Origin of the sequence: Mycolicibacterium alvei (genome assembly GCF_010727325.1) — a bacterium.
Taxonomy (GTDB): Bacteria; Actinomycetota; Actinomycetes; order Mycobacteriales; family Mycobacteriaceae; genus Mycobacterium; species Mycobacterium alvei.
Map to the genome: position 1 here is coordinate 5,324,003 of NZ_AP022565.1, position 20,774 is coordinate 5,344,776.

At 63.8% G+C, this 20,774-nt stretch carries 20 protein-coding genes and 1 tRNA gene; 8 read left to right on the forward strand and 13 right to left on the reverse strand.

Annotated features, from left to right (window positions below; genetic code table 11):
- The first annotated feature begins 34 nt into the window (after positions 1-34).
- Genes G6N44_RS25470 through rdgB form a run of 3 tightly spaced genes read left to right on the forward strand, consistent with a single transcriptional unit; the run spans position 35 to position 2,205 of the window.
- Entirely contained in the window at positions 35-802 is a 768-nt protein-coding gene (locus tag G6N44_RS25470) for a cyclic nucleotide-degrading phosphodiesterase (RefSeq protein WP_163668849.1), read from the forward strand.
- Between the two features lie 17 nt (positions 803-819).
- The gene (gene rph / locus G6N44_RS25475; RefSeq protein ID WP_163668851.1) at positions 820-1,599 is read left to right on the forward strand and encodes a ribonuclease PH; all 780 of its coding nucleotides are present in this window, start codon (positions 820-822) and stop codon (positions 1,597-1,599) included.
- On the forward strand, positions 1,600-2,205 hold the full coding sequence (rdgB, locus tag G6N44_RS25480) for an RdgB/HAM1 family non-canonical purine NTP pyrophosphatase (protein WP_163668853.1): 606 nt from the start codon (positions 1,600-1,602) through the stop codon (positions 2,203-2,205).
- Positions 2,206-2,304: 99 nt separating this feature from the next.
- Here rdgB and G6N44_RS25485 read toward each other — a convergent pair whose 3' ends face one another.
- From G6N44_RS25485 to G6N44_RS29620, 3 genes are all read right to left on the reverse strand, one after another.
- A complete protein-coding gene (locus G6N44_RS25485; RefSeq protein WP_163668855.1) occupies positions 2,305-2,649 on the reverse strand; it encodes a DUF3817 domain-containing protein in 345 nt (114 codons plus the stop codon).
- A complete protein-coding gene (locus G6N44_RS25490) occupies positions 2,646-3,026 on the reverse strand; it encodes a hypothetical protein (protein ID WP_163668857.1) in 381 nt (126 codons plus the stop codon). The genes G6N44_RS25485 and G6N44_RS25490 overlap by 4 nt, the downstream gene beginning before the upstream one ends.
- Before the next feature lie 172 nt (positions 3,027-3,198).
- Complete coding sequence (locus tag G6N44_RS29620) at positions 3,199-3,603, reverse strand: LAGLIDADG family homing endonuclease (RefSeq protein WP_235682873.1); 405 nt, start codon at positions 3,601-3,603, stop codon at positions 3,199-3,201.
- Positions 3,604-4,029: 426 nt separating this feature from the next.
- Between G6N44_RS29620 and G6N44_RS25500 the strand changes: the two genes are divergently transcribed.
- Positions 4,030-4,113, forward strand: a tRNA-Leu gene (locus G6N44_RS25500).
- Positions 4,114-4,158: 45 nt separating this feature from the next.
- On the opposite strand, the gene G6N44_RS25505 is transcribed toward G6N44_RS25500, so the two are convergent.
- Both G6N44_RS25505 and G6N44_RS25510 read right to left on the reverse strand, forming a co-directional pair.
- Complete coding sequence (locus G6N44_RS25505) at positions 4,159-4,911, reverse strand: potassium channel family protein (protein ID WP_372508118.1); 753 nt, start codon at positions 4,909-4,911, stop codon at positions 4,159-4,161.
- A gap of 33 nt (positions 4,912-4,944) precedes the next feature.
- Positions 4,945-8,358 carry a DEAD/DEAH box helicase family protein gene (locus tag G6N44_RS25510; RefSeq protein WP_163668861.1) on the reverse strand — a complete coding sequence of 1,138 codons (3,414 nt, stop codon included), beginning with the start codon at positions 8,356-8,358 and terminating at the stop codon, positions 4,945-4,947.
- Positions 8,359-8,653: 295 nt separating this feature from the next.
- Between G6N44_RS25510 and G6N44_RS25515 the strand changes: the two genes are divergently transcribed.
- From G6N44_RS25515 to G6N44_RS25525, 3 genes are all read left to right on the forward strand, one after another.
- Complete coding sequence (locus G6N44_RS25515) at positions 8,654-9,307, forward strand: nitroreductase family protein (protein WP_235682874.1); 654 nt, start codon at positions 8,654-8,656, stop codon at positions 9,305-9,307.
- A 108-nt stretch (positions 9,308-9,415) separates the two neighbouring features.
- Positions 9,416-9,835 carry a hypothetical protein gene (locus tag G6N44_RS25520; protein WP_179964441.1) on the forward strand — a complete coding sequence of 140 codons (420 nt, stop codon included), beginning with the start codon at positions 9,416-9,418 and terminating at the stop codon, positions 9,833-9,835.
- A gap of 55 nt (positions 9,836-9,890) precedes the next feature.
- Entirely contained in the window at positions 9,891-10,259 is a 369-nt protein-coding gene (locus tag G6N44_RS25525) for a SpoIIAA family protein (RefSeq protein WP_163668863.1), read from the forward strand.
- A gap of 16 nt (positions 10,260-10,275) precedes the next feature.
- Here G6N44_RS25525 and G6N44_RS25530 read toward each other — a convergent pair whose 3' ends face one another.
- Together G6N44_RS25530 and G6N44_RS25535 are read right to left on the reverse strand one after the other, a co-directional pair.
- Entirely contained in the window at positions 10,276-11,166 is an 891-nt protein-coding gene (locus G6N44_RS25530) for a hypothetical protein (RefSeq protein WP_163668864.1), read from the reverse strand.
- The gene (locus tag G6N44_RS25535; RefSeq protein WP_163668866.1) at positions 11,163-12,944 is read right to left on the reverse strand and encodes an HSP90 family protein; all 1,782 of its coding nucleotides are present in this window, start codon (positions 12,942-12,944) and stop codon (positions 11,163-11,165) included. Before G6N44_RS25535 ends, G6N44_RS25530 begins: the two co-directional genes overlap by 4 nt.
- 368 nt (positions 12,945-13,312) lie before the next feature.
- Here G6N44_RS25535 and G6N44_RS25540 point away from each other — a divergent pair, with 368 nt between their 5' ends.
- Complete coding sequence (locus G6N44_RS25540) at positions 13,313-14,131, forward strand: hypothetical protein (RefSeq protein WP_163668868.1); 819 nt, start codon at positions 13,313-13,315, stop codon at positions 14,129-14,131.
- Between the two features lie 129 nt (positions 14,132-14,260).
- Here the strand turns inward: G6N44_RS25540 and G6N44_RS25545 are convergent, their stop codons facing one another.
- The 6 genes from G6N44_RS25545 to G6N44_RS25570 all read right to left on the reverse strand — a co-directional run bounded on the left by G6N44_RS25545 (position 14,261) and on the right by G6N44_RS25570 (position 20,717).
- Positions 14,261-14,836, reverse strand: coding sequence for a 3'-5' exonuclease (locus G6N44_RS25545; RefSeq protein ID WP_163668870.1), 576 nt, complete (start codon positions 14,834-14,836; stop codon positions 14,261-14,263).
- Positions 14,837-14,924: 88 nt separating this feature from the next.
- Positions 14,925-16,063, reverse strand: a protein-coding gene (locus tag G6N44_RS25550; RefSeq protein ID WP_163668872.1) for an IS3 family transposase whose coding sequence is annotated in 2 segments (ribosomal slippage) — positions 14,925-15,793 and positions 15,793-16,063 — 1,140 coding nt in all. Because the reading frame shifts where the segments join, the coding sequence is not laid out codon by codon here.
- Between the two features lie 159 nt (positions 16,064-16,222).
- Positions 16,223-16,768 carry a hypothetical protein gene (locus G6N44_RS25555; protein WP_163668873.1) on the reverse strand — a complete coding sequence of 182 codons (546 nt, stop codon included), beginning with the start codon at positions 16,766-16,768 and terminating at the stop codon, positions 16,223-16,225.
- 84 nt (positions 16,769-16,852) lie between these two features.
- Positions 16,853-18,076 (reverse strand): exonuclease domain-containing protein, encoded by a 1,224-nt coding sequence (locus tag G6N44_RS25560; protein ID WP_163668874.1) that lies wholly within the window; start codon positions 18,074-18,076, stop codon positions 16,853-16,855.
- On the reverse strand, positions 18,076-19,257 hold the full coding sequence (locus tag G6N44_RS25565; protein ID WP_163670333.1) for a restriction endonuclease subunit S: 1,182 nt from the start codon (positions 19,255-19,257) through the stop codon (positions 18,076-18,078). The genes G6N44_RS25560 and G6N44_RS25565 overlap by 1 nt, the downstream gene beginning before the upstream one ends.
- A 2-nt stretch (positions 19,258-19,259) precedes the next feature.
- Positions 19,260-20,717: a type I restriction-modification system subunit M gene (locus G6N44_RS25570; RefSeq protein WP_163668875.1), complete on the reverse strand. Its 1,458-nt coding sequence runs from the start codon at positions 20,715-20,717 to the stop codon at positions 19,260-19,262.
- Positions 20,718-20,774: the final 57 nt, after the last annotated feature.

Genomic DNA, 20,774 nt, shown 5'->3' on the forward strand with positions numbered 1-20,774 from the left:
CAACGCCCACACCGAGCATGGCAAGCTGGACACTGTGCGATTGACCATCCTCGGATGCTCCGGCAGCGTCGTCGGCCCGGATTCGGCAGCCTCCGGCTATCTCGTCACCGCACCTGACACCACTCCGATGGTCGTCGACTTCGGCGGGGGGGTCCTGGGTGCGCTGCAGCGCTACGCCGATCCGAATTCGGTCAACGTATTGCTGTCGCATCTGCATGCCGACCACTGTCTGGATCTGCCCGGCCTGTTCGTGTGGCGGCGCTATCACCCCGCTCCGGCGACCGAACGTGGCCTGATGTACGGGCCGGCCAACACCTGGGGCCGGCTCGGTGCGGCGTCATCGCCGGAGGGCGGCGAGATCGACGACTTCACCGACATCTTCGACGTCCGCAATTGGGAGGACGGCGTCCCGGTGCAGCTCGGCACGCTCAGCGTGACGCCGCGGCTGGTGTGTCACCCCACCGAATCCTTCGGCATGCGCTTCACCGATCCGTCCGGGGCAATCCTGGTCTACAGCGGCGACACCGGATACTGCGACGCGCTCGTCGAGCTGGCCCGTGGGGCCGACGTCTTCCTGTGCGAGGCATCGTGGACGCACGACCCGTCCCGGCCGCCGCACCTGCACCTGTCGGGCACCGAGGCCGGGCGGGCCGCCGCTGAAGCCGGCGTCGGTGAGCTGCTGCTCACCCACATTCCGCCGTGGACGTCGCGCGAGGATGTGATCAGCGAGGCCAAGGCCGAGTTCGACGGCCCGGTGCACGCCGTGCTGAGCGGCGAGACCTTCGACGTCACCCGGCGCTGACCCGCTAGGGTTGGCGGGTGTCCAAGCGAGAAGACGGTCGTCTCGACGACGAGCTGCGCCCGGTAACCATCACCCGCGGTTTCACATTGCATCCCGCCGGCTCGGTACTGGTCGAGTTCGGCCAGACCCGCGTCATGTGCACCGCCTCGGTCACCGAAGGCGTGCCGCGCTGGCGTAAGGGTTCCGGGCAGGGCTGGCTGACCGCCGAATACGCCATGTTGCCCGCCGCCACGCATGACCGCTCCGACCGGGAATCGGTCAAGGGGCGCGTCGGCGGGCGGACCCAGGAGATCAGCCGCCTGGTCGGGCGCTCACTGCGCGCGTGCATCGACCTCGGAGCGCTGGGGGAGAACACCATCGCGATCGACTGCGACGTACTGCAGGCCGACGGCGGCACCCGCACCGCCGCCATCACCGGCGCGTACGTGGCGCTGTCCGATGCGGTCACGTATCTCGCTGCGGCCGGGCGGCTTTCCGATCCGCGCCCGCTGTCGTGCGCCATCGCGGCGGTGTCGGTCGGCGTGGTCGACGGCCGGGTGCGTCTGGATTTGCCCTACACCGAGGATTCGCGTGCCGAGGTGGACATGAACGTCGTCGCCACCGACACCGGCACCCTGGTGGAGATCCAGGGCACCGGCGAGGGCGCGACCTTCCCGCGGTCCACCCTGGACAAGATGCTCGACGCCGCGCTGGCGGGTTGCGAGCAGTTGTTCGTGATCCAGCAGGAGGCATTGGAATTGCCGTATCCGGGTGTGCTGCCGGAGGGTCCCGCGCCCAAGAAGTCGTTCGGTAGCTGAGTGCCTGCGCTCCTGGTGGCCAGCCGTAACGCCAAGAAGCTGGCCGAGTTGAGGCGGGTCCTGGACGCCGCCGGGGTGGTTGGTTTGGAGCTGCTGTCGTTGGCCGACGTGGCTGCATACGACGAGGCGCCCGAAACCGGCGCGACGTTCGAGGACAATGCACTGGCCAAGGCGATGGACGGCTTCCGGGCCACCGGGTTGGCTTGTGTGGCAGACGATTCCGGTATCTCGGTGGATGCACTGAACGGTATGCCGGGCGTGTTGTCGGCGCGCTGGTCGGGTGTACACGGTGACGACGCCGCCAACACCGCGTTGCTGTTGGCGCAGTTGGGCGATGTGCCGTATTCGCGCCGTGGCGCCGCTTTCGTGTCGGCGTGTGCGTTGGTCTCCGCATCCGGCCAGACCGTGGTGCGCGGCGAGTGGCCCGGCACCGTCACCCACGAGCCCCGGGGTGACGGCGGGTTCGGGTACGACCCGGTGTTCCTACCGGACGGATCTACCCACACCGCAGCGGAATTGACGCCCGCCGAGAAAGACGCGGTATCGCATCGCGGCCGGGCGCTGGCATTGTTGGTGCCTGCGCTGCGGGAGTTGGCCGGGTCGTAGGGGTCTCACCGACGGCGGTCGCAGGGCGACGTCGCGTCTGTAACCTGGTGGCGAGGATTTCGCGATCCGGCCGCCACCACGTTACGAACGCGGACTGCGTTACAGCTCGAAGCGCTTCTTGAGTGCGAGGGTCTCGAAATGCTCCACGATGACGCCGAGCAACGGGACCGTTCCGGCGAGGATGATCCCGCCGGCCTTACCGAGTGGCCACCGCGCCTTGATCGCCAGATCGAGCGTGAAGAACACGTAGAGCATGTAGAAGGCGCCGTGGATCATGCCGATGAACTTGAACCACGAGTAGTCGATTCCGAAGATGTACTTGGCGACCATCTCGGCACACAGCACGATCAGCCAGGCACCGGTGATCCACGCCAACGCTCGGTACTTGACCAGGGCCTTGCGGATGGTCTCCTTGGGGGTGATGACGGCCTGCGGTTCGGTCATCTATCGGTCCTGTCTTTCGTGTCGGACTGGTCCGACTTGGCCAACTCGGCTAGGTAGGCGTTGTACTCGGAGAGTTCCTGGTCGCCGGCGTCTGCGGTCACGGACTTGGGACGTTCCGGCAGCAGACCGGCGGGGATCTCGGTGACCTCGCCGGCGGGTCGCTCCGGCGGTGCGTCCTCGTAGCGGACGAACTTGTAGTACGAGTAGAAGCAGAACCCGGCGAACATCGGCCACTGCAAGGCGTAGCCCAAGTTCTGGAAAGTGCCCGACGCCGATTCATAGCGCGTCCATTGCCACCACGCCAGTGCCAGGCAGCCGGCGGCGCCAAGACAGACCAGCGCGATGAGCGCTGGTCTCCTACGCCGTGTAGTGGACATTCGTCCACGGTACCGCGAGGAGCTCGGGGGTTGAAAATACGTGCCCGGATGGGGCCCCAGGTCGACGAGGTGCCGGGGATCTGCGGATCGCGCTGCCCGACAGGCAAGCCGAGTTCCGTTTCGACGAACGGGACCGGTTGATCGACATGTCGGGCCAGGCGCGTCCGGCTGTCTAGACCTTGGGGCCGATGAATTCGTCAAGGCGAGCCGTGGCGGCCTTGCGGTAGATCGAGACGACGTACTTGGTGGAACGGGTCCACGGGATGCCGAGGTGGTCCAGTGCAGCGGTGAACAGGTTCAGGATGTCCTCCGAGTGATTCGTGAAGTGGTACCGGATGCTCTTGACGCCGCGGTCGTTCGCGACCACCCGGCAACCGTCGCTGTGGATCAGACCGCGCACGAACTCCTCGGTGGCTCGGTCGATGAGGTCCTGCTGCCAGGGTTCGAGCTGGATTGGTCTGTTGTGCTTCCTGCCCGGACCGTGCTGAGGAAACAAGCACGGCCAGTGCTTGCTGTACAGGGACACCACGACGCACGCAGTTGGTTGTTGCTTGACCGACGCGTGTTGTGCAGGCATCAGGGCGTCGATGGCTGCACAACAGCTATCGATGATCCCCGGGTACTTGCGATCAAGCGTGATCCTGAGCCGAAACGCCCGTGCGTGTTGCGAAATGCATCCGTCGCCTAGGTACAGGCCGAGCAGGTATGCATATTCGCGCGGGGGCAGCACCGAGAAGTCGTGATGAACACCGCATGCCGAGGACGCACCGGGGAGTCGGAGCCGTTTGGGTGGCCGGGTTCGCCAGTCACGTACCGTCAGACGCGGAATGCCGGTTTGCCGCGCGATCGCGCAGTCATTCATACCGAGCGCGATAAGCGCCCGGACTCTGTTGAACTCGTCCGCCGACCGCACATCGGGCCCCTCTCGACCGCCGATGCCTCCAACGTATTGGCGCCGACCGACAGATGCGGTTGTGACGCAGGGCGGTACTATCAGGACTCTGCGGGCGTGGCGGAATTGGAAGACGCCCGGGCTTTAGGTGCCCGTGTTCGAAAGAGCGTGTGGGTTCGAGTCCCACCGCCCGCACTCAATCCACTCCTCCAAACCTGGTACCGCACGCGGTACCAGGTTTCACGGTCGGGGGTCGCTTCCAGAGGCGTCGACGGCAGGCACCCGACGTAGTTCGTCCCGCAGCGCCGCGATCTCGGTGCGCAGGTCGTTGATGTGGGCCGCGGTGACGGCCGCGCTGGCGGCGTCATCGACGGCCACGGTCTGCACGATCCACGACGCGATCGTCGCGGTGATCGAGCCGACCAGGCTGATCCCGCCGATCATCAACAGCGCGGCGATGACTCGCCCGGTCGTGGTCACCGGATACATGTCGCCGTAGCCGACGGTCGTGATCGTCGTCATCGCCCACCAGAGCGCGTCACCGAAGTTGGTGATGTGGGCGTCGGGTGCGCCGCGTTCGGTCTGGAGGACGGCCAACGACGCGACGTACACCAGCAGGATCGCGCCCGAGATCGTGTACACAATGACCTTGCCGCGGATCGCGTGGCCGACCGCCTTCTGCAGCACACCGATCAACACGACGAGACGCAACAGTCGCAGCGGTCGCAGCAGCGGCAACACCACGATCGCCAGGTCGACGAGGTGCGTCCGGAACCAATGTTTGCGGTTGGGGGCCAGATACAGCCGGGCCGCATAGTCGGCGGTGAACACCGCCCAGGTGACCAGGGTCGCCAACTCGACAAGCCGGGCCGCCACTCCGTGGGGTTGCACCAGCACCTCCACCGAGTAGGCGGCGAGAAACACGGCGGCCACCGAGGCCAGTGGCCATTCGGCGCGTGCCTCCCACCTGTCGAGGCGCTGTTGCATCGTCACCGGAAAAGTGTGCGGTAGGAATCCGCGGTGAGCTCAGGCGACCCCGTCGATGGGTACCGCGTTGCCTTTCACGGTGTTGAGAATCTGCACGATGTTGTCGACGTCGGCATCGGCGAACACATGATCGGGGCCGGTTGGTGCGTGGTCGATGTAGGGCGATTCGTACAGGCGGGCCGGTTCAACCACGCCGGTGGCGGTGAGTTCGGTGATGATCAGGTTGATGAACCGGATCTGGTCGACGCCGAACTTGGCGCCGTCCAGGTATGCGGAGAAGGCGTCGACGGCAGCCTCGTGGTCCAGGCCTACCAACCCACGGATGAACAATCCCAGTCCGTGCGCCTGTTCCTTGGCCAGCGCGATGTCGTCGGCGCCTCCGGTGCCGCTGTCGACCAGCATCTGTTCCAGGGCGGCCAGGTCGGCGGTGGTGAGTGGTTTGTTGCGGCGCAGGCGTTGCAGCGCGACGTGGTCCTGGTGCTGTTTGAGGTAGGCCCTCGCCTTGAGTTCGAATCGTTCCCAATTGGTGCCGGGCGTGATGCCGGGCAGGTCGACGAGCGTGGACTCACCGAGTTCGTCGGCGAAGTCGGTGTAGACGATGACTTTCTTGGCCTTCTCCAGGAAGCGGAGCAGCCCACGCAATTTGCGGCGTGCATGCTCGAGCATCGGCAGCGTGACGTCGACCCACCATTGGTCGCCGGCGACCTCGTCCAGCAGCTCCTGCTGCGCGGCGATCGAGGGAATCGCGGTCTGATTCAACAGTCCTGACGCAATGTCCTGAATCTTCTCGCGTAGCCGTTCGGCGGCCAGGGCGTCGCCTTCGAGCTGGGCGAGTTGGCGGCGCAGGACCAGCATGTCGAAGCGTTTGGCGTCCTCGTCGTCGTCTTTGTGTGTCGACGGTAGCCCGGCCAGGGATTCGGCGACGTCGCCGGCAGTCTCGGTGCTCAGGGTGCCGGCCCACGGCTCCCACCGCGCATACTGCTCGACCAGGCGTCGATGCGGGCGCACCAGGAAGTTGTCCAGAGTCATGCCGGCCACGATGCGGTGCAATGACCACGCCACATCGACGCGCAGACCACGGTCTGTCTCGGTGCCCTGTCCTTCGCCCGGATCGGCGTCGGTGGGTGGCTGCAGGTGATCGAGCGCGGTGATCAAACCCAGCCGGGTTTCGAACAGTCTCTGGTTCAACGACTTCTGCAACGATCCAGGGGAGCCGGGCAGGTCCTGGCTGAAGTATTCGAGGTTGCCGCAGTAGTCGAAAACGTAGAAGTTCTGTTTGTCCTGCCCCGGCCCGAACAGGTCCGGGCGCAGCCGGGTACCGCGTCCGATCATCTGCCAGAACTTGGTTTTCGAGCGGACCAGCTTGAAGAACACCAGGTTGACGACCTCGGGTACGTCGATGCCGGTGTCGAGCATGTCGACCGAGACTGCGATGTGCGGGGCTTTGTCGGCGACGGAGAAGTCGTCGATGAGTGATTGCGCGTGGGAGGTTCCGTGGGTGATGACGCGCGCGAAATGCCCGGCCAGATGTGGATATTGGATGTCGAAGCGGCGGGCGATGAACTCGGCGTGGTCGCGGTTCTTGGCGAAGATGATGGTCTTTCCCAGGCGGTCACCGGCGGCGACGCGGTGCCCCTTGGCCATCAAATCGGCGAGCACCATGTCGACGGTGCTCTCGTTGAACAGGACCTTGTTCATCTCTTCGGTGGTGACGTCCTCGGGAGTGTCATCACCCCAGTCCAGGGCTTCCCACTCGTCTTTTTCGGCCTCCGGTAGATCTGCGTAGCGGATTCCGCGGTCGAGAAACTTTGTGCCACCGGAGATTCCCACTGCCGGCACCAGGAATCCCTCCTTGACCGCGTCGTCGAGACCGTAGGCGTCGGTCGGCACGCCGTCCTCGAGGTGGAACAGTCGGTAGGTGTTGTGGTCGACCTCGTCCTTGGGGGTTGCGGTCAGCCCGACCAGCAGCGAGTCGAACCACTCGAAGATGGCCCGGTACTTCTGGTAGACGGACCGGTGGGCCTCGTCGATGACCACCAGGTCGAAGTATCCGGGTCCGAATTTCTTTGTCCCCGTGCCGGTGTCGTTGATGAGGTTCATCATCGTCGGGTAGGTGCTGACGTAGACGCGCCCGTCGGTGATCTTCTCGGTCAGCAAGTTCACCGTGGTGGCGTCGGGCAGGTGGGTCTTGAACGCGTTGGCGGCCTGGGTGACCAGTGCGGTGCGGTCGGCCAGGAACAACACGCGCTTGGCCCAGTTGGCCTCCATGAGTTGCTTGACCAGGGCGATGACGGTGCGGGTCTTACCCGAACCGGTGGCCATCACCAGCAGGGCCTCGCGGCGCTTGCCGGTGAAGGTTTCGTCGATCGCCCGGATGGCGCGGTGCTGATAGTGACGTTCGACGATCGCCGAGTCGATGGGAGCGTCGGCGAGCGCCTGACGGGTCTGGCGACGCTGGATCATCAGTTCCAACTCGTCGCGGGTGTAGAACCCTTGAATCTGTCGGGAGGGGTAGCCGGCGGCGTCGTCCCAGATCCAATGCTCATAGCCGTTGGTGAGGAAGATGACCGGGCGCTGGCCCGTCATTTTCTCCAGGCAGTCGGCGTACAGCGTGGCCTGCTGCTCACCAATGTGCGGACTCTTGCTGGTGCGCTTGGCTTCTACGAGGGCCAGCGGCAGGCCATTGGCACCCCACAGCACATAGTCGACGAAGCCGCGTCCACCCTCGGTCGGCATGCCGGTGACTTCGTACTCGCGATCCTTGGCGTCGGCGAGCGGCCAGCCCGCTTCGTTGAGCAGCAGGTCGATGAAGGTGTCGCGGGTCTGTGCTTCGGAGTAATCGCGGTCGTCGGGTTGCTTATTGGCGGCCTGGGCCTTCTTGATTTCCTCACGCAGCCGGTCGATCTCGGCATCCCGAGCGGCGGCAAGCTCGTCCTTCTCGGCCAGCGCTTTGGCGTGCTTCTCGTCTTGGGCGGCGAACTTCGCGGCGAGTTGGCCGGCTTCCTGGCGGGTCAGCGGAGCAGCCTTGGCCGCCAGTTTCGGGTCGAAAGGCAACTTCAGCGGCGCGGCCTTCGGATAGGCCGAATAGTGGAACACCGCCCACACCATGATGTGGTGCAGTTCGCGCAGTACGGCCAGTGCGATGTTCGGGGCGATCGGTTTCTGTTCGTGTGCGGCCGCATTGCCGGCTTTACGAATCAGGTTGAGCTTCTGCACGATTGCCGGTGGCACCTTGGAGCGGAACGGCGGCTCGTTGATCCGGGCCGACAGGTCGTTCTTGTAGGGCAGCGGCAGATCGAGGATGTCGTAGATCAGGCCGACGAGTTGTTCGATGGCCCGCCGACTGTAGATGCACGCCGAGCGTGGATCGGTGCTGAGATAACTTTCGGCGCGGGCACAGTCTTCGTGGATCTCGGGCCAGTCTGCGGCGCCGACGAAAGCGAAGTTGGTCACGGCGCCCCCTCTGCGCTGGCCCGATTATCGGCGTAATGCGAATTGATCGCCTGATCGGCTGGTGAATGGAACTTATCAACTTCGGTCTGCCAACTTCTATCGACCGGTCGAGAACATGCCAACTCGGGCGCCAAAAAGCCGTCGGACATCGCATCTCCTCATGCGCACAGGTGGAACCGAACCGGTTTGTGTACCAGATGCCTCCGACATCGCCCTGGGGTTCCGTGCCTGCAAGGTTTCGACCGTTCGGCTGAGAACGCCCCTTGGCGGGACCGGGCGTGTTGGAATTGTGGTCATGACGCAGCACGAGCCCTTGGCCATGCCGCTCGAAGAGGCGATGCGTACTCAACGGGCGATCCGTCGGCTCAAGGGTGAGCCCGTTGATGATGCACTCGTGCTTCACATTCTGGAACTCGCGATGAAGGCGCCGACGGGTTCGAACGCACAGAATTGGGAGTTCATCGTCGTCAAGGACCGCGAGGTCGTCGCGAAACTCGGCGGCTTGAATCGCCGAGCCTTGAAGTTCGGCGGTCCGATCTACAAGCGCGTCGTTGTCCGCCGCATGGATGACCAGATGCTGCGGATCGAGAAGGCGGTGCAATGGCAGGCGGATCATTTCGACGAGATCCCCGTCGTAGTCGTCGCCTGCCTCAAGGGTGTCATTCCGCTCTGGCCGTCGGTGGCGGTGAGCAGTGCCTACGGTTCCATTTTCCCCGCGGTGCAGAACCTCTTGCTGGCGGCACGTGCGGCTGGGTTGGGCGCAGCACTGATCACCATGCCGTTGTGGAGCAAGTTGTTGGCGCGGCGCGCCCTGGGCTTGCCGTGGAACGTCACTCCGTGTGCGGTCATCCCGCTGGGCTGGCCGAAGGGCAAGTACGGGCCGACGACACGTCGGCCGGTCGGAGAATTCGTCTCACTCGACCGCTACGGCAATCGAGCGTTTCTGTAGGCAACGCGACTGGCTGGGTGGCCCGCGCCGGCCAGACCGTATCGTTCCACCTCTCCGGAACATTCATGTCGTACGGCGTCTCGTCAGCGCGGAAAGGAATCAACACACGTGAGCAAGCGGATACTCACAGTGATTCTGGCAGTGATAGCGATCGCCGTGGGCTGTGGCAAGAGCGATGACGCGGCCGCTGCGATCGTCACGCCCAACCAAGCCCAGACATCACCGTCGGGCACGTATACCGCCTACATCCGGGAGGGGCCTGAGGACAACGGGGTGAAAGCCTGGGTCGTGCTGGTTCGGGACCAGGCCGGCAACGAGGTCTTTCGTGACCGTTCCGCATACAACCCCCGTGACGGTGTGATGATCAGCTGGTTGTCCACCGAACCCGAACAGCTCTGGGTGTATTCGGGCGATGTGGGGGTCCACAAGATCGCTCCGGGTGCCAAGGGCGGATGGACCAGGGCCGGCGTCGAAACCGAGAACGTACCCGCGGAGATATCGGGCCGCTGGGAGTCTTCGCGTTCCTGAGCCACACGGCCATCGATGAGGGGCAGACTCGAGGTGTGCGAACGGAGGAGAACCGATGATCGATGTCCTTCCCGATATGCCCGAGGGTGTGTTCGGTATCCGTGTGTCCGGCCGGGTGCGTGGTGATGACCTGAGCGACTTCCGGCCGAAGATGGATGAAATGTTGGCGTCCGGTGAGATCAGGATCGTCGAGGTCATCTCACCCGACTACGAGGGTTTCGGGCCCGGCGGGCTGGTGGCGGATATGAAGGTCGGCTTCGGCATGTTGCTGCGCCATCATTCCGCATTCAAACGGATCGCCGTGGTGTCCGACAAGGATTGGGTAGCCCACGCCATGCATGCGTTCGCGTGGATGATTCCGGGGGAGCTCAAGGTATTCGGACTTGAGGAGCTCGACGCGGCCAAGGAGTGGGCCGCGGGCTGAGATCGACGGATCGCCGTCATTCGTCCCCGGCGCCGTCGGGGGCGTCGAACCGGATGTCCCACAGGTGGACGTGGCCGGGGATCCCCTGGTCCATGAACATTTCCCAGTCCTCGTACCTGTCCGCATCGGCCTGCCACTGGTCCGCCTCGGTATCGCGACCGGCGCTGCGCAGGACGTCGGCGACCAACCGCTGCAGTGACTGGCTCTTGTCGTGGAAACAGATGTCGTCGAGCATCTTGATTGTTGGACGCGCGATCGCTTCGATCGCGTGATCCATCCGGTGCGGTGCCACTTCGGCGAAGTCCAGTTCAGCGATCGCACAGTGGTAGGCGGCGTCGGCCGCCCGCATCGGGTGATACATCTCCTTGCGGTCGATCAGGTTCGCCGCCATTTCCTGGGCGAGGGCCACCGATTCCTCTGAGGGGGAGAGGAAGTGGATCAGCGAGGTGAACGCCGCCAGCATCAACTCCGGGTCGCACGCGTCGACTTCCCGTGCGAGCACCACAGCCTGTCGGTAGGCAGACTCGGCATTCTCGAGGTCACCGAGGTCCTCAAGCGTCTCACCGAGCCGGAAGCTCATGTGCGAGGCGTGAGCGAGATCGCCTTCCTCCGTGGCTTTGTCCGCCATGGCACGCAGCTCCGCTGCCTGCTCCTCGTGCGACTTCGGCGGCGGCTGAAGGCGGCTCCAGGCGTCGTGGGCCTTATCGCGGACGCGGCTCAGATCGTCGGTGATCATGGAGAATACTTCGAAATCTGCATCCGCTTCCACGACGAGATCGAGTGCCACGCCAAGGATCTGGCGTGCCTCCTCGTAGTGCTGTAGGGCCTGTTCCAACTGCTCGGCGGAGAGCGCCTCATCGCCGAGTTGTTCGAGCTCTTCAGCCGACATTGTCGGTTGCTCGTTCATCGGGTGACCTCCGTACCGTCGACGCCGGCGGCCAGCAGGATGATGTCGTCGAGCGCCTCCGACAGCAGGACCCGGTCCTCGGGGCCGTCGCACTGGGCGGCCATCCGGGCCTGGACGAACAGCAGTTGCACGAGCCGGCTGAACACGAGGTCGTCGGTCGTTCGGGTCAGTGCCCGCACGGCCCGGTTGTCCCAGTTGACCACCAGGTGCGCGAGGTCGCCATAGCCGGGTGACGTCATGTCGATCTGCCCGCGGCCGATGAAGACGGCAGGCAGATCGGTCGATGGGAACTGGCGGGCCACCACGCGGCAACCGGATGCCGAGAGCGCCTGTGTGCCGCGCTGTTCCAGCGCCAGTACCTCCCCGGCGGAGTCGGCCGATGGTCCTGCCAGCCCGGCGATTTCGGAGGCCGGGTAGGCGCGGGTGACGGTCACCCCGGACATCACTTGCGGCAGCATCAGCAGCACCTCTTGGTCCAGGGCGTGGCCGGCGTTGACCACGATCCGTCCGCCCGGGTTGAAGCTCGCGATGGTGCGGAACTCGTTGACGGAGGCGGCATAGAGGAGGTTCGGGTTCCGCCCGACCACGTCGACCAACCGCATGCGCCCCTCAGTCGTTTGCATGGTGAGCATCGGGAGTACGACCTCGGCCAGCTCCAGATTCTCGGCGTCGGCGCTGTGGGTCGCTGCGGATCTGAGTTCGAGTTCGTTGTCGGCGACGAACTCGGCGAACCGCTCCGGGTCGGCGTCGGCAAGGGAACGCAGCCATTTCAGCGCGGCCTGCCCGAGTGTGCGCCGGGTCTCGGTCAGAGCCGCGTTGTTCATGACGGCCTCGCGGCTGGCGGTCGGCTCAAGCTTGGTCGAGTTGACGACGGCCCAGGCGAAGAACGCCCACGGCGGCAGCAGCGCTCCCTCGGCATCGTTGACGAGCATGTCATTGACGTAGACGCGGTTGCGTGCAGCGGTTTTGGACCTCGCCGGGGTGGCGCCGATATATACGACGCCACGTAACCCAAGGTCCGTATCGGCGACCTCGATGGCGTCGAACTGTCTGCCGACGCCCAAGCCGCCGTAGACCGGTGAAACACCTTGCAGCACAGCGGAACGGTGGGCACCGAAATCGCGCTCCCACGGATACTCGCGCGAAACGTCCTTCGGTCCTTGGCTTGTCAGCACACGGACCTCGACCGAGAGGAATTCGGCGTACTTCTGCACCAGGGGACGCACCTGCTCGGCCCGTGCCCACCCGATCATGTCCGGGCGGGGTCGCAGCCGCACCGTCGTTCCGGCGGGGATGTCCTCGGTGCCTGTGCGGATCGTGTAGGTGCCGTCGCTTCGGCCGACCCACTCGATCGGCTCGGCACCGGTCGCACTGCGGGAGACGACGGTGATCTCATCGGCGACGAGAAAGCAGCTCAGCAAGCCGATGCCGAACTGGCCGATGTAGGTCCGACGACCCCGCTGGAGCTCGTCAGCTTTGGAACTGGCGCCCACGGTCGCCAGGAACTGCTCGACCTGCTCCGGGCTGACGCCGATGCCGGCGTCGGTGAGCATGAACTCGTCGGCCGGCGAGTCCGGCGAGGCAACCCCATAGGGCGAGATCGAGATGGTGCGCGGGGCGGGAGCGCCGCCCAGGGCGTCGCGGGCGACGATGGCGTCCATCGCGTTCTGGATCAGCTCCCGCACGTACACACCGGGGCTGGAATACAGGTTCGTACTGAGTAGTGCGATCACCCCGCCGAGATTCACTCGGAAGTTCTGCTGCTGAAGCTCGTGCATTTCCGGCCTTCCTATGTCGGTTCACTCGAGAGCCGCACAGCGTCGCATGGGGTACCGACAAGTCTGAAGTGCAGCCGTTCTGCAGCCTTGAAATTCACCACTGAGCGCTCAAGTCGCGCTAGGTTGACTCCGCAGCGGACCGAGCGGCGTGCGGAGGAGGTTTTGGGAGGGTGGAACGACTGCCTTTTGCGCAACTGGCGACCCAGCGGTCACGGATGATGGAGAGGCTGCGCCAGCTGCCAATCGCTGATGATGGTGTCCACAAACGCGCTGTCGCTGAACTCGGGCGACGAGTCGAGAATTGGTGGGGCGGTGCGCTGCCGCCGATGACGCGATTCGCAGACGCCCCGCCCCGGGGCCGACCGGCTATGCTTGCCGCCGATCCCGTCGAGCTTTGGATTCTGCGTGCGATCTCGCCCAAGGCTCGGCCGGCAGTGTTTGGTGTCGAAGCTAACGGCGCCGTTTCCACCGTTGACCTCACGGGCCGATATCAGATCTTCGTCAGCGGGCTGTCGCGGTTACTGGACGAGGCTGCGGATGTCTGTCGCCACATCAACGGCGGGGGCGGATTTCTGCTCGTGGAGCGCGGCGGACGCTTCTTCACTGACCTGGAGGCTGACACAGATCAGGCGCTGGCCGTGGTGGATACCGACAAGCAACGGTTCAGCCACACCAAACCGCCGAGATCCAAGAGCTTTTGGCAACAGGTGGTGGGGTTTCTGCCGTGGGTGCACGACGAACCCGAAAAGGTTTCCCGCCCTGCCAAATCAGAGGGCAATGCTGCGTCTGAGCAGCCCGCCGATCCTTGGTCACCGATGGAAACGGCCGATGACATCAACGCCAGACCGGTCTATCGGCTGGTCGTCAACATCGATACGGGTTCGTGGCCCACCTCCGGTGTTCTGGGTGAATTGGGCTACAAGGTTGGAAAGAACGGTCTCGGCCCGTCTGTGAGGCGACACATCCTCCGCAACGCGTTGATAGTCGAGTTGGTGGCCACAATGCCCGAGGCTGAGTCGTACGTGGGGGAATGGGGCGCTCCAAATAGCAGGCAACGCGCGGCGAAGATCGAACGGTGTCTGGCCGGCTTCTCCGAACTCAACCGGCGCAAGAACGCCGACTATTCAGAGGCGATCGCCGACTGGGAAAGTGACCTGGCGTGGTTCACGCGGGAGTGCAGTCCCTGACGGTGCGGTGCCTCAGGCGGGCTGGGCCATCACCGACTGCAGCCGCCCTCTGATGGCCTGTGTTTTCTCTATCAAATCGACAATCAGAATGCGGTCCCGTGCAGACGGATCACGGAGAATTCATCAGGCTCACCGCCGACTACGGGGTAGAGCTCTGGAGCGAGCTGCCGAGGTGGAGTCCAACTCGCCAATTGTCGAGACGCCGGCAAATTCTGCGAGGCGGATCGCGACCAGCGCAGCAGCGTGAGCGTCGTCACCGGCTTCATGGTGCTTGCCCAGAACGACACCAAGATGCGCACAAACCTGGGGCAGGGTGTACTTGGGAAGCTGAATCAGCCGTTTCGCCCAGACCTTCGTGCAGTGATGGGGGATCGGTGGCCTTGACCGGCCGCAGGTAGCGAGTGCCTGATCCAGAACGCCGATATCGAATACCGCATTGTGTGCCACGATGGGCAGTCCTGTGTTGAGGCATTCGAGGAGCTCGGGTACCCGCTCGGCGAATGTTGGTTGGTTGGCCACCGTTTCGGCCGTAATACCGTGAACCCGGACGTTATACGGTCCAAATTCGTGCAGCCCCGCTGGCGGTCGGCACAACCACGAGCCCCGGTCCGCTACGACGCCGTTGCGTACGGTCGCCCAGCCCATGGCGCACACCGATGCGTAGTTGGGATTGGCAGTTTCGAAATCTATTGCGACGAAATCCATTGGAAGTCGTTTCTCCTGACTACCTGTCGTGCCACGAAAAGGGCGGGGGAAGGGCAACGTGAGGGGGACCCATTCGGTGGTCCAGTCGCTATGCGGCTTGGGGTTGGTGGGTCGTGGTCCACTGTAGGGCGAACTCGGCTGGGCTGAGTCCGCGGTGGGCCGAATGCGGTCGGTTGGCGTTGTAGTCGATCCTCCAGTCTTCGATGATCACCCGGGCTTCGAGCAGTGAGTCGAAGCGCCAGGAGTTGAGCAGCTCGTCGCGCAGTCGGCCGTTGAACGACTCGATCCATGCGTTCTGCCAGGGTGATCCGGGGTCGATGAAAAGTGAGCCGGTGCCGTTGAACCGGCACCAGTCGTTGACCGCGTGGGCGACGAACTCGGGCCCGTTGTCAAAGCGCACGTAGTGCGGCGCGCCATGTTGGTCGACCAGTTGGTCGAGGATGTCGACGACCCGGTCGGCGTTGATGGCGCGATCGACGTGGATCGCCAGGGCTTCGCGGGTGAACTCGTCGATGATGTTGAGCATTTTGATGGTGCGCCCGTCGGCGGTGGTGTCGAACTGAAAGTCCATCGCCCAGATCACGTTCGGCTGGATCGGGCACATCGCGCCGACCGCGGTCCCGATGCCGGTCAGACGTTTCTTCTTGCGGCGCTGCGGGACTCGCAGGCCCTCGTCGCGCCACAGTCGGCGGACGCGCTTGTTGTTGACGACCCAGCCCGCTTTTCGTGCGGCAATCGCCGCTCGTCGCCAGCCCCAGCGGGGCCGGTCGGTGGAGAATTTCCGCAGCCAGGCCCGCAGCTCGGCTTCCTCGTCGGTGATCGGTGGCGGCGTCAGTCGCATCGTGGAGCGGTGAATGCCGACCACCGTGCAGGCTCGACGCTCAGAGACCCCGAACCGCTCACGCAACGCCGTGACGGCGCTGCGCTTGCGATCCGGGGTCAGAAGTTTCCCGACGAGATCTCCTTGAGCATGTCGATGTCGAGGGCCTGATTGGCGACCAGCTTCTTGAGCCGGGCGTTCTCGGCCTCGAGTTCCTTGAGCCGTTTGGCCTCGTTGGCTTTCATGCCGCCGTACTGGGCGACCCAGCGATGCCAGGTCGACTCGGTGACCTCCAGGTGCCGGCACACCTCGGCCAGCTCCTGCCCGGTCCCGAGGAGCTTGTTGCCCTCGGCGAGCTTGCGGATGATCTGATCCGGCGTGTGCCGCCGGCGCTTGTTCGATGCCATGTCGTCGTCGATTCTTCCTGCCCGAACACCGGGCATCAGAGTCGCACAACAACTGGACCACTACGAAGGGCTCACCTCAAACGCACATCCGATTCACCTAGGGGCTGCGAGGACGTCGACTGCCGGTAGGTGACGAAATTCGTTACTGCTGATGGGGATTTAGTTGCGCAGGACAACGGGCATCGGTCGGGGCGTCACGTCATCATCAGCGAGGTAGTCACGTGACAGTCGAATTACCTCGATGCTGGACCAGGCGGCGGCCAGTTGGGAGACCCAGCAGGCGACGGCGATTGTCTCGCTGGTCAACGGGTCGTCGGCCACGCCGCGGGGTGGCTCGGGAAGGCTCGCCCAATCCAACGGTGCGGGCAGGCGCGGCCACGTGATTGGGGCACGTGGCTTACCGGCCTTAGTGAGCGACTCTTTATGCCGCGCTTCCAGTTTGTCGATGACGGATACGATCGCCTCGCGGGTTGCGTTGGCGTCCAACGCGCCCGCACTGTGAGGCGTGAGGTGGGCCAGTTCATCGGGTAAACGTTCGTCGAACGGCAGGAGATACCGCTGCTGGTAGAGCGCCGGAGCCACGGTGTCGACCCAGGCCCCGCACAACCGGCTCATGGGCCAACTCGGGTCGATCACGACGTGCCAGATCGCGAGGCGATCGCCGTGTTTGTTGATGAGTGCCACAACATCGGCATTGGTCGTCATGAAATCCCTCTCGTCATCGTGGTGTCGAACGCAATCCTGAGGCGAATGCCGACAGGGGTAGGTGAAATCGGTTCTGCGGCTCGGTCAGTGTGCGGCCCGGTAGCTGGCGAAGAATCGCGCGAAGGTTTTCTCGTCGACGACGGGAATGCCGTACTGACGGGCTTTGACGGCTTTCCTGCTCAAGGAGTCCGGGTCTTCGGCTACCACGAGTCGGGTCGACTTGCTGATCCCTCCGGTGGCCAGGCCCGCCGCGCAGATCTCGGCCACCCATTCGTCGCGGGGGCGGCTCATCTCGCCAGTGAAAACGACTCGGTCGCCAGGGCACAGCGCGAATCCGGCGCCGCCACGGTCCTTGTCCTGGGCGGTTTCTTTCGCCCAGTCCAACGCTTCATCGACGTAGGGCGCGCCGAGTCCCAATACCGTTGCGACAGATTGCAACTCGGCGCGTTCCTCGTCGGTCACCACGCCGTCGGCCAGAGCTTCGACGGCCACAGAGCGTAGGTAGTCCTGGTGGAGCTGAGCGACGGTGCCGCGGGCGAGCCCGGCCGCCTCCGCTGTGGCAAGGAGTTGCTTGCCCTCGGATCGTGAAATCGACCGGTCGAGCAGCGCGTTGTCCAACACCGTCATGTAGGTGGCCTCGTTCTCGGGATTCCCGGGAATCCACGCGGCCCGCAGCACTGATTTCAACCACGAATGGCCATCGGTGGCGGTATGTCCACGACGTACCGTGCCCACCCGAATGGCCCGGCGTAACCGGGCCGGCCATGTAAATGTGGAACACCGTTGGTGATCGGCACGCCACTCTGAGGAGGTGCGGCAGGTGCCGATCAGGTGTGGCAGCAGTTCGGCAGTAGCGTGGGCATCACCGAGCGCGGAGTGCGCGTCGACCAACGAAATGCCCAGTGCCTCACAACAATGCGCCAGCTTGGCCGCACCCATCATGCGGCCGGCCCACTTCATCGAACACAGTGCGGCTGGGCGTTCGACAATCTGGTAGCGGGCCAGCTGCAGTTCGCGGTGGAGGAACCGCATGTCGAATGAGGCATTGTGGGCGACAACGACGCGGCCGTCCAGCATGTCGAGGACGTGATCGCTGACATCGGCGAAGACAGGAGCATCGGCAACATCGGCGGCAGTGATGCCGTGGATATTCGTGGGTCCCAGGTCGCGGTTGGGGTTGACGAGTGTGGTCCACTCGTCCTCGATGCGGCCGGTGTCGTCGGTCAACACGATTCCGACCTCGACCACCCGATCGGTGCGCTCTGGTACGACGCCGGTCGTCTCGAAATCGATTACGGCGTAGGGCATCAGAGTTCTCCTCGGAACGCGCGGGACTGGAGGGAGGCGAAGAGTTCGTCTTGGGCGGTTGCGGCGGCTGCTAGCGAGGTCCCTCGAGCATTGATGGCTTGAAGTCGATCGAGGTAACGCTGCTGCTTATCGGCCGGCGGTATATGCACAGGGAGGGCCTTGAGCTGAGTCATGTTGATGGAAGCGATACCGGTCGTCTGCTTTGCCGCTTGGAGGAAGTAGGACCGAGCAGGGGGACTGCCAATGAATGCCGAGAGGTAGTCGGGGTGGATTCTGGTATCGTCGCGAATCCGAACGCGAAAGATATGGTTCTGGTGCAGACATAGCGGAAGCTCACCCCGCCACACAGTTCCACGACCGAGCTTGTCGGGGTCTCCGCCTTCGGTCAGTACGAGGTCGCCATCTCGGAGCGCGTACCGTTCGACCTCCGCCGAAGTGGCATCGATCTCCTTGACGACCTTCATGTTGAGATGTCCAGCCTGGACGTTGACGACGGCCAGAAACGGTACCGGGGTTGTTGGTGCGGACGTCTTGCGTCCTTTCGTAATTCCTGATGTCACCACGGCTACCTCGTCAAGTGGTGCTGTCGTGGCTTCTGGATGCGCGCCGAAGCAGTCGATGAAAATCGACAGTATGAGATCGCCGAAATACGTGTTTGCAGTCCTACGTTTGGCGCGAATAGCGTCAGCGCGGTCGAGAATCGCGGCGATACGGCGTTGCTCGTCGATCGGAGGGAGGGGAACTTGCCACTTAGACAGAGCTTCTCGACCAAGATGATGTATCCCGACACCTCGTGACCCGCGAGCGAATGCGCCGATGGCAGCTTGTTGCCTGAAGAACTGGAGAAGGTATTTTGGATCGACCTCGGACGAGGGCCGTACGCGGAGAAGTGTGTTTTGAAAGGCGCAGTCGTCGATCTCACCGCTCCAGAGGGCAGGTTTGCCGACTTCCTTCGGCGATCCGGATGCCTCGTTGAGGAGAAGGTCGCCGGGTTTGAGTTGGAAGGTTGCCATCTCCTCGTCGGTGAAGTTCATAGTCTTGATGTCAGCGAGAATCAGGCCGTTCCAACCCACATTCGCTGCACGCAGATACTTTCGCATCGACGGGCCGCTGTGGTTCTGCGGCGAACGCTGCCGACCCAATTTGACTTCAGCGATGGACGCTAGCGGCACTGTCTGCATCTTCACGACAACATCGCCTGCAATTCGGCCAGCCCAACAGCGATCTCGCCTTCGAGCTTCTCGATCTCAGCGATGATCTCCAACGGAGGTCGATGCTCGACCTCGTCGTGGACAATCTCCTTGTACCGGTTCAACGACAAGTCGTATCCCTGCGCGACGACGTCTTCTTTCGGCACACAGAACGACTGCCCGGTCCGCGTCCGCTCCAGCTCCGATGAGTCCTTCAAAACCCACCGCGACAACGCATCCGGAAGGTCATTGGCCTCCACCGGATTCCGCTTGTCGTCCAGCGAGTACCCGTCGGCAGTCACATCGTAGAACCACACATTCTCAGTGCCGCCGGAGTTGGTCTTGGTGAACAACAAGATTGCCGTTGAAACCCCGGCATACGGTTTGAAAACACCAGACGGAAGCTTCACAATCCCGTCGAGTTTCTGATCCTCGACAAGGGCTCGCCGCAACTCTTTGTGGGCCTTCGATGAACCGAAAAGCACGCCGTCCGGCACGATCACCGCCGCGCGCCCGCCCGGCTTCAAAAGCTTCAAAAACAGTGCGACAAACAGCAGTTCGGTCTTCTTGGTCTTGACCACCCGCTGCAGATCCTTGGAGGTGGCCTCGTAGTCCAGTGAGCCGGCGAACGGGGGATTGGCCAGGATCAGGGTGTACTTCTCGGCGTCCTCGCTGGCGCCTTCCGACAGAGAATCCCGGTAGCGGATGTCGGGGGCTTCGATGCCGTGCATCAGCATGTTCATCGAACCAATCCGCAGCATGGTCGAGTCGAAGTCATAGCCGTGGAACATGCTGTTGTGGAAGTGCTTACGTTGGGCCGCGTCAGTCAGCACCGATGAATGTTCGTCGCGCACATACTCCGACGCCGCCACCAGGAATCCGCCAGTTCCACACGCCGGATCGCAGATCTCGTCGGTGGGCTTGGGCGCCGTCATCTTGACCATCAGTTCGATGATGTGGCGGGGCGTGCGGAACTGCCCGTTCACCCCGGCGGCGGCAATCTTGGACAGCAGGTACTCGTACAGGTCGCCGTTGGTGTCGCGGTCGGCCATCGGGATGTCGTCGAGCATGTCGACGACCTTGGACAGCAGCGCCGGCGTTGGGATGGTGAATCGTGCGTCACGCATGTGCTCGGAGTACGTCGACCCGTCCCCGCCGAGGTCCCGTAGGAACGGGAACACCTTGTCGGCGACCGTCGTGAACATCACCGCCGGTTCGGCGTTCTTGAACTGCGACCATCGCAGACCCTGCTGATCCGGGCCGAACCGCAGCCCCTCGGACTTGCCCGTCACCCGGGCCTTTTTCTCGGCGAGGATCTCCAGATCATCGAGGCGGCGGATGAACAGCAGGTAGGTGATCTGCTCGATCACCTCCAGGGGGTTGGAAATACCGCCGGACCAGAACGCGTCCCAAACCCTGTCGACCTTGCTCTTCAACTCACCCGTGATCACTGCACTGCCCCTTGCTGCCGAAAAGAACCGAACCGAACCGAACTGTATATAGGACCG

Coding starts and splice junctions, on each gene's coding strand:
- G6N44_RS25485 (WP_163668855.1), bottom strand. CDS start 2,649: ATGACCGAACCGCAGGCCGTCATCACCCCCAAGGAGACCATCCGCAAG.
- G6N44_RS25490 (WP_163668857.1), bottom strand. CDS start 3,026: ATGTCCACTACACGGCGTAGGAGACCAGCGCTCATCGCGCTGGTCTGT.
- G6N44_RS29620 (WP_235682873.1), bottom strand. CDS start 3,603: ATGCCTGCACAACACGCGTCGGTCAAGCAACAACCAACTGCGTGCGTC.
- G6N44_RS25515 (WP_235682874.1), top strand. CDS start 8,654: ATGACGCAGCACGAGCCCTTGGCCATGCCGCTCGAAGAGGCGATGCGT.
- G6N44_RS25525 (WP_163668863.1), top strand. CDS start 9,891: ATGATCGATGTCCTTCCCGATATGCCCGAGGGTGTGTTCGGTATCCGT.
- G6N44_RS25530 (WP_163668864.1), bottom strand. CDS start 11,166: ATGAACGAGCAACCGACAATGTCGGCTGAAGAGCTCGAACAACTCGGC.
- G6N44_RS25535 (WP_163668866.1), bottom strand. CDS start 12,944: ATGCACGAGCTTCAGCAGCAGAACTTCCGAGTGAATCTCGGCGGGGTG.
- G6N44_RS25540 (WP_163668868.1), top strand. CDS start 13,313: ATGCTTGCCGCCGATCCCGTCGAGCTTTGGATTCTGCGTGCGATCTCG.
- G6N44_RS25545 (WP_163668870.1), bottom strand. CDS start 14,836: ATGGATTTCGTCGCAATAGATTTCGAAACTGCCAATCCCAACTACGCA.
- G6N44_RS25555 (WP_163668873.1), bottom strand. CDS start 16,768: ATGACGACCAATGCCGATGTTGTGGCACTCATCAACAAACACGGCGAT.
- G6N44_RS25560 (WP_163668874.1), bottom strand. CDS start 18,076: ATGCCCTACGCCGTAATCGATTTCGAGACGACCGGCGTCGTACCAGAG.
- G6N44_RS25565 (WP_163670333.1), bottom strand. CDS start 19,257: ATGCAGACAGTGCCGCTAGCGTCCATCGCTGAAGTCAAATTGGGTCGG.